Annotated in this window: 11 protein-coding genes and 1 pseudogene; 2 read left to right on the top strand and 10 right to left on the bottom strand. The window is 29.1% G+C overall.

The genetic code is table 11. From position 1 onward, the window contains the following. Positions 1–63: 63 nt before the first annotated feature. The 9 genes from OCHUTO_RS00335 to OCHUTO_RS00370 form a co-directional block, all read right to left on the bottom strand. Positions 64–489, bottom strand: a complete 426-nt coding sequence (locus tag OCHUTO_RS00335; protein WP_045796899.1) for a hypothetical protein — start codon at positions 487–489, stop codon at positions 64–66. 110 nt (positions 490–599) lie between these two features. Beyond that, complete coding sequence (locus OCHUTO_RS00340; protein WP_045796900.1) at positions 600–818, bottom strand: phage BR0599 family protein; 219 nt, start codon at positions 816–818, stop codon at positions 600–602. Between the two features lie 113 nt (positions 819–931). Then, complete coding sequence (locus OCHUTO_RS00345) at positions 932–1,408, bottom strand: DUF2163 domain-containing protein (protein WP_045796901.1); 477 nt, start codon at positions 1,406–1,408, stop codon at positions 932–934. A 3-nt stretch (positions 1,409–1,411) separates the two neighbouring features. Then, positions 1,412–1,897 carry a DUF2460 domain-containing protein gene (locus OCHUTO_RS00350; RefSeq protein ID WP_306305430.1) on the bottom strand — a complete coding sequence of 162 codons (486 nt, stop codon included), beginning with the start codon at positions 1,895–1,897 and terminating at the stop codon, positions 1,412–1,414. Next, on the bottom strand, positions 1,843–2,007 hold the full coding sequence (locus tag OCHUTO_RS06140) for a DUF2460 domain-containing protein (protein WP_232296884.1): 165 nt from the start codon (positions 2,005–2,007) through the stop codon (positions 1,843–1,845). Before OCHUTO_RS06140 ends, OCHUTO_RS00350 begins: the two co-directional genes overlap by 55 nt. Then, entirely contained in the window at positions 2,000–2,425 is a 426-nt protein-coding gene (locus OCHUTO_RS00355) for a hypothetical protein (RefSeq protein ID WP_045796902.1), read from the bottom strand. The genes OCHUTO_RS06140 and OCHUTO_RS00355 overlap by 8 nt, the downstream gene beginning before the upstream one ends. Before the next feature lie 118 nt (positions 2,426–2,543). Then, entirely contained in the window at positions 2,544–3,092 is a 549-nt protein-coding gene (locus tag OCHUTO_RS00360) for a head-tail connector protein (RefSeq protein ID WP_045796903.1), read from the bottom strand. A gap of 26 nt (positions 3,093–3,118) precedes the next feature. After that, a complete protein-coding gene (locus OCHUTO_RS00365; RefSeq protein ID WP_045796904.1) occupies positions 3,119–4,243 on the bottom strand; it encodes a phage major capsid protein in 1,125 nt (374 codons plus the stop codon). A 9-nt stretch (positions 4,244–4,252) separates the two neighbouring features. Next, positions 4,253–4,798 carry an HK97 family phage prohead protease gene (locus OCHUTO_RS00370; RefSeq protein ID WP_045796905.1) on the bottom strand — a complete coding sequence of 182 codons (546 nt, stop codon included), beginning with the start codon at positions 4,796–4,798 and terminating at the stop codon, positions 4,253–4,255. Between the two features lie 176 nt (positions 4,799–4,974). Between OCHUTO_RS00370 and OCHUTO_RS00375 the strand changes: the two genes are divergently transcribed. Further along, positions 4,975–5,256 (top strand): hypothetical protein, encoded by a 282-nt coding sequence (locus OCHUTO_RS00375; protein ID WP_045796906.1) that lies wholly within the window; start codon positions 4,975–4,977, stop codon positions 5,254–5,256. Between the two features lie 803 nt (positions 5,257–6,059). Then, the gene (locus OCHUTO_RS06990) at positions 6,060–6,185 is read left to right on the top strand and encodes a transposase (protein WP_198139645.1); all 126 of its coding nucleotides are present in this window, start codon (positions 6,060–6,062) and stop codon (positions 6,183–6,185) included. A gap of 123 nt (positions 6,186–6,308) precedes the next feature. On the opposite strand, the pseudogene OCHUTO_RS05955 reads toward OCHUTO_RS06990, so the two are convergent. Further along, positions 6,309–7,494, bottom strand: a pseudogene (locus OCHUTO_RS05955) (TraG/VirB4 family ATPase); the annotation flags it as partial.

Here is a 7,494-nt window from a genome sequence, read left to right on the forward strand (position 1 = left end):
TAATTGTATCTATAACACGCCATTATTTGAATATGCTATAATTTTACTTTAAGGTATCGTTTTTTATAACTTTAAATTATTGTGCAAGTGACAGCTGTTTGAAGAATTATAAAGCTGATCATACATTAATTCTATTCTTGTTAGTTTTTGTATTTTATAAATATTAATTAAATACCCTATCAGCATTATTGTAAGAGAGCTTAGAATAAAAATATAGAGTTCATTAAATAACTGACTACTAACTAAATATAAAGAAGTAACAACAATAATAGTTAATGATACAAATAAAAATATCAAATTCATTTTTTTAAATGAGCTGATAATTATATTCTGCGTAGCATTTAAAACTAACTTATGCTGATTTTTAATTGATTCAATAGAACTAGGATGATTATAGTAGTTATGCTTATAGTTGCTATCTTTTGAATAACCCTTATTTAAAGTATTTTCATCATAAAAAAAATAACTGCGCTTTACTTCCTGTACCATACTGATTTTTTATAAATTTTGTTTGTGCTTAAAGCTATGATTTAAGGTAATAGCTTACAATACCAATTTATTTTATACAAATAGGCTAAAAAGTACATAACTAACTTTGTTTATTTATAAGTTTTAAGAGCATCGATAAATGGCTCTCCTCGAAAATTGATTGCATTATTAAATTTTTTAATACAACTGCTAAAAGTTTTATCACAGCCAGTAATTAGCTTGATATCTGTAGTATTATATAAAAACTTAGGAATAGTAATATTAGTCTCGATTATGCTATTCATCAATGAAATGTTATAATGTTTAATAATATTAAATTTATAATGCAAATTTTGTTGAGAAGAAAATATAGCTTTACCATAAATGTAATTTGTGCTTTGTGAGCAACAATTAATAACTGTAATCTTATTAGCTTGAATGCATTCAACTTTATAGGTTTGAATTATTGATCAATCTTAACTTTGCAATATTTATCACCTAAATTAGCCCTGCAGCTTTTACTATATGTTTTTAATATAGTTTGATACAGTTTGAAGCTAATAGATGATAAATAAAGGTAAAATTTAACTTTGTTATGATTAATCTCAGTACAGTAGAAAGTAAAAAAATCACTATAAGTATCCTGATCGATAGTAACAAATATTTCAATTTTTAAATCATGAAGTATCTGATCGTATTTTATACCATAATCATCAAAAATACCTTCAATTTCAGCTATAGCTTCTCCTGAATCATTTATGCTAATACTATTAATAATTAATCCTGAGTTAGGTAAATACAAATTATTATCAAGTAATATTGAAGTATGGGATGAGGTTAAATATAGTTTTTCTCCCGTTGATAAGGTAATTTTATAACAAAAGTTGATGTTGTTTGAACTACTAATTTTTTTAGCAAATTCATCAGAAAAAACGTGCATAATTTATATAACTTCTATCAATTCAAGATTACTTATTATTATTGTTTGATCAGAGTTAATACTATAAACTAATGAATCATTATCAAAGCGCACTTGTACATCAAATTGGTAGGTAATATACAAATTTTTAGTTAAATTAAGCGAATTTGCAAAATACACAATTCCAGTATTATAATCAGCTTCAAATTTGACTATTTCATTATTTTCGCTCTCTATTTTTATAGATTCTTTTACTGGCTTGGTAATTTTACGGTAAGCTATTTCACATTCATCTTCATAAATTTTGATTAATTGAAAGATATTATCCTTAATAAATATAGGGTTAATTAATTGTCTGTTAACAGCAAAGTCTGCATGGTCTTTTAAACGAAAGGAAAATGCCTTACCTTTTCTAGAACGAAAAAAACTGTTAAGCGAGTTAAGCTGTTCCTCGCTTAGGTAGCAATTTTTAATAGTATATTTTTGTATCGGATAAGGCCAGTTATATATCTATATTCATGTCCTGAGACTGTAGATATATGATAAGTATTAAATACCGGCCCTCCATAAGCATGTATTGCTATAAAATCTGGTATTCTAACATCGTGAAAATTAGTCATTATATCTTTCGCAGTATTGTAAAATTGATTTGTAATGTATATTAAATTTATCAGTAATAAATAGCTTATCAACATGCCAAGATATGCTTTGAAATCTAAGATTTACTACTAAATATTTGTTTTTTTGTTTATTAAAGTATAATGAAGTAACAGTTTTTAAAATTTGTTCTCCTATTTCCATAATTCTATCATGAGTTAAATCATGAGTAAAAATGGCTATGTTAAAACTCAATTCATATGTTATTAAATCTACACTAGTTAAATTATTAGCTGTTAAAAATTCTACTACTATAAATGGAGTATGATTATTTTTTTGTAATTTAAGATAAATATTTTTAATATTTTTTTTTAAAATTAAGTTAGTACTAAGTAAATTATACAAATCATTTTGAAATTGTTGTAATACTGATAAATACATTATTCTGGCTCTTTATTATGATGAAGTTTAAGAGTGAAAATTTCTAGATAGTAATTTTGTTCAAGCTATTTATTATTCAAAGTAATATTGTGTTCTAATCTACTGTATAATATGTATTTTATACTAATATTTTTTTATAACTTTGATATATTTGGTTAATACTAGCAAAGACTTTTGACTCTAAAATTCTTCGATCATACAACTCACTTATATGCAGTAATAGCCCAGGTTTAATTGCGTTAATAATCGAAAAATCTACAGCTGTAGCAGTAGTATATTCAACCTTAACCGACTTATTAATAAACTTATTGCTTAAAAATTGAATATTAGTACCATTATAATTTAACTGATAAAGTTGCTGATCAATAATAGAATTATCGCTCTCATTTTTAATGATAAGAATTTTTTTTGCTGGCACAATCGGTAGCAAAATCATAGTATTTTTAATTCTTTCAATTATATAACAAATATCTTTTTCAATTAAGCTGGCGTGCAAAAATCTCTCTGCATAACTAATAGCAGCTATAGTTAGTGTATTTAAAAGAGAGTTCTCTACTTCGTTCTGAAAGTCATTGCTATTTATGCGTAAATAATTTTTAATTTCTGCTATAGATAGCAGTTGTTGTTCATGTATTCTACTAATAGTGTAGTAATAATTGTCACCCATAATAAAACTTCTCTTTAATGATATAATTACTTGTCTTTATTGAGTTGTAGAATTCTTATTGCTTTAGAAACAATAATATCTCCTCCAACTCGTTTTACTGCATAAAATTTTATAAAAGGCTTTTCAGTATATGGATCACGTGTCATTTTAATGTTAGTAGCATGATCAACAATTTTATATGCCAGTTTAAAATCAGCTAATACAATAGGATAACAAAATGTAGCATCATCAGTTAGCTGAGCAATTGGCATATCACTTGCGCATATTACCGGTATTCCTAAGATTGTTTGTGGTAAACTTGTTGATAATTTAGGTTGCCAAATAAATCTACCTAAAGAATCTTGAATAGTTTGAATTTTTGATAGAGTAGTACGATGCATTAACAATGTTGAATTGGCATGATAATAATCATCAAGTGAATTAATTAGTAATAGTAATGCTTCAAGATCTATTTTATTGCACTTTATAATTTCAATAGCATATTCTTCAGGCTTATATAATATACCACGTGGTTGGCTAATACCATTTCCAAAAATAAAACTTCTATTTTCAGCATTAGCAAAGCTTTCTTCTAATCTCTCAATTAGCCAGTTCTCAATATTGATGTTAGAATCATCTAAAAGCTTTTGAGTAGCTTTAGGTTGAGCATAGAGTTCATGTACTGCAATTTTACGACGTAATAGAACAGAAGAATTAGTACTTACACGATCATCTTGTTCTGCAACCCAGCCAGTTGCAAACTCATTATCTTCAATTACTATATCTAATACACTACCAGATATTGATTCAATATTAGCAAGTTGGCGCATTGGAGATTTATGTTTAATACCGCCAATAATTTTTTGATGTAAAGTTGGCTGTGTCAAATAGTAGCCTCCTTCTTCACCACTAGCTGTAAGTTGAGTTGATTTGGTATTAAGTTGAGTAGCAGCTAGTTCCCCAAATCTAATAAATTCATTTAATCCCTTGGTGCTATAATTTGAGCCAACATAACTATTAGTTAAAAAATCTTGCCTAGCTATGATAGTTTCAAGGTTATGTATTTTATTCTCAAGTTTTTGAATCATATTTTTTGATGCTAATTCATTTTTATGTTTAGCCCAATCATTTGATAATTCTAAAATCTTATTATTAATTTGTTCGATTTGCATAATATATATTTAGATAATGTTGTTTAGTGATTTTTGTGCTTCACTTAATAAGTTCAGTATAAGCTGCTGCTGATTAAAGTTAAGTATTGAAGCGTTTTTAAGATTGTGTATTTTAGCATATTTATTGGCTGGAAAAGTAACTAGACTCACCTCCCATAGTAATGCAGATTTTATTATTCTATTACCTTGCTCGTTATAACTAAAATCCTCAATAGTAAAACCAATACTAAAATTGTTAATTACTCCTTGTTGAATTAGTGCTATAGCTTCCTGCCCTTTTTGAATATGCTGATTAATACTTGCTTCAATTTCAACTCCATATTCATCTTCTATAATATTAGTAATTAATCCAATAGGAAAATCCATGTCATGTTGCCAGAGTAACTTAATATCGGATTGATTATAGTTTTGATAAATATTTTTAAATGCTCCTTTAAGGATACAGTCTCCAGAACTATCAACAATATTAAAAACAGTAGCATATCCACTGATAATAACATTATCACGATTGGCTGCTTTAATGACAAAATTCGTCTTACAGTTGTCGTTGTTCACTATTACTCATCTCTATAAAAGCGTTATTAAGTAATACTACTATACTGAATAACACGCTATGCACTAATAGCTATACCCAACTAAATGTATGAAAATATTATAAATTAAAAACAGATACTTTGAATAAAATCTATTATAAACCACAGAGTTCGATATAAAGCTTTAGCTAATTCTATATGGGCATTATTAGGGCATTAAAAATCAAGCCATCAGAGCCATTCCTTCAGGCTTGGATAAATCAGGCCACTAATATAATTGAACACTTTAATCCTCAAGACTTATCTAATTCTATTTATGCAATATGTACATTAAATATTCTATGCAACTCTAATATTCAAATACCACAGCCATTCATTGATTCTATTAATAGTTCTATTATACAACAGATATGCAATGAGAATATTATTCAAATTTTGAAGGCACACTATTATTTAGCAAAAAAACTACAGGTATATTAACTATGAAAAATCGGCAACTTCTTGAAAAGAAGTTCAAAGCTCTTTAAATCCTTATCATACTTCAAATTTACAACTAAATATACTAAAAGTAGTTCAAAAAGCACTCGCATCATACACTGTAAAAAGTGAGTACTATAGCGAAACTAGTATAAAACAGTGAGTAATAATAAGATGCAATGAAATTAGTATGACGATAGATTTTAGAAAAAAGGCTATAAGGGAAATAGAGAAAATGAGCTTTGAATGAGTATCAAAAGGTTTTGGAGAAAAGTATTTGTATGGAGTAAGATTGCCGTTAAAGAACGAGCTCCAACAAAAATTTCTATTGATAAAGTGTCACAATATAGTGACCATCCAATATGAAAGAGCTGAGCGGCTAGGAGTAAGTAAATCTGGTATACAAAAAGCATTAAAGAGATTGAACGTATAAAAAAAACTTACAACACCCGAAGGCAAAAGAAGAAGAGAGATTAGAATTTCAGGATAAGATAAAAAGGTATAAGGAAAGGTTATTGTCTTAGAGAGAGCGGTTTTATTTCTAGTGCTCCTAGAACTACGGATATACAGCAAAAGGTATGAGATGTTACGGAATGCATGATTGGCATCCATCAAAAAGAGTTATAGGCACATTAGTAAATAAATCGCTGCTAACCGTATCAATTTTGACTGTTAATACTGCTATTTTAACGGTTGGGTAAAACATGATTTAATACTGAAATTACCTAATAATTCTATAGTTGTGATGGATAATGCAAGTTTTCATAAAAGCCCGTATTTAAAAACTATGCTAGAAAAAGAAGGGCATAGAGTATTTACCCCCTTATTCTCCTGATTTAAATCCTATTGAAAAAAAATGGTTTCAAGCTAAATCTAGAAGAATGAAATATCATTGTGGCGTTGACACTCTGTTCGAAAAGTATATAACATAACTGTTTTATAGTGGTTTAGCTATATTATACCACTTTTTGTTTTAATATCAGATTTTTGAACATAGGTTGGATCATATATCCAGCTTCTATTTTCAGTAGCTTTAGTTAAATTTTTTACCGGTGTTGAGTAGCTAAAGTAATTGAACCATTATATTTTCTAGCTATTCTGCCAGCTTCTTCAATAAATTCTCCTGAACGCTTTCCAGCTAGTAACTTCCAGGCTTCATCAATCATAATTAAAAATGGTCTACTTCTATCTCCCTTAACCATAGTTTGATTGATATGAACAATCATTATTTGTACAATCACTGCTAGTAGCTCCGGTACAGACCTTAAATGATCAGTTTCAATTACTACTATATCTGAGTTCAATGACAACTCAGCTTTGCCACTAAAAAACTTACCATGTTGTCCATCTTTAGTAAAAGGAAATATTGCCAAGCTCCTGAGCATATGATTCTTTTCTAGCTAGTAACCAGTCGGCAATATCAGTTATTTCAGCCTTAGAGCCCTTATTCTGCCACACTGATATCAGAGCTTTTTGTAACATAGGCTGCTGCAAATCACTTGTTCCATATTGAGGAGCAGCCATGGTTGCTAAAATAGATGGAAAACTTGATAAAAAGTCTGATCTAGCTTCTATAGCTTTTTCAGTATCGTTTTCTGGTACTTCTGAAAATGGATTAATTGACATTGGGTTTTTCATATCAAATTCTATGTAGCTGCCACCTAGAATCAAGCATGTACGCTTAAATGATCTTCCATAATCAAGGACAAAAACCTTACCCCCAATGCCCAGAACTGATAGCATCATTTCTTGCATAAAAACAGATTTTCCAGATCCAGGAACTCCTGCTATACAGAGGTTGAAGTTCTCATTTGGAGCTGTTGCATGTAATGCTGGTAATAATGCGCCACCACAACGTGACCAATACTTTATCTGACCTCGTCTGCCAGTTAATAGCCTCCCTGGAGAGCTTAAATCTCCTTTCCATTCACCAATTATTGGTAATAAACTTTACTTTCTGATGAAACGGTCTTTATACCTCTACCTAAGCTAGAAAGGGCTGTTCCAAGTCCTATAACCCGCTTTTGACCAATTATATTTTGATCCTTGTTCAACTAATTGCATTGGTAATGAAGCTATAATACGCTAATGATCATACTTACACGGAACAAAGTACCAACCACTACGTCTTAACATTGAACAAAAAGCAGATGCAGACTGTTTAGCCTTTTTATCCCACATAATGACATTGAGATGACACCATTCTATCACCACCCTGTAAAGCTGCTACAGCGCTTGATA

Source organism: Orientia chuto str. Dubai, from assembly GCF_000964595.1.
GTDB classification, from domain to species: Bacteria; Pseudomonadota; Alphaproteobacteria; order Rickettsiales; family Rickettsiaceae; genus Orientia; species Orientia mediorientalis.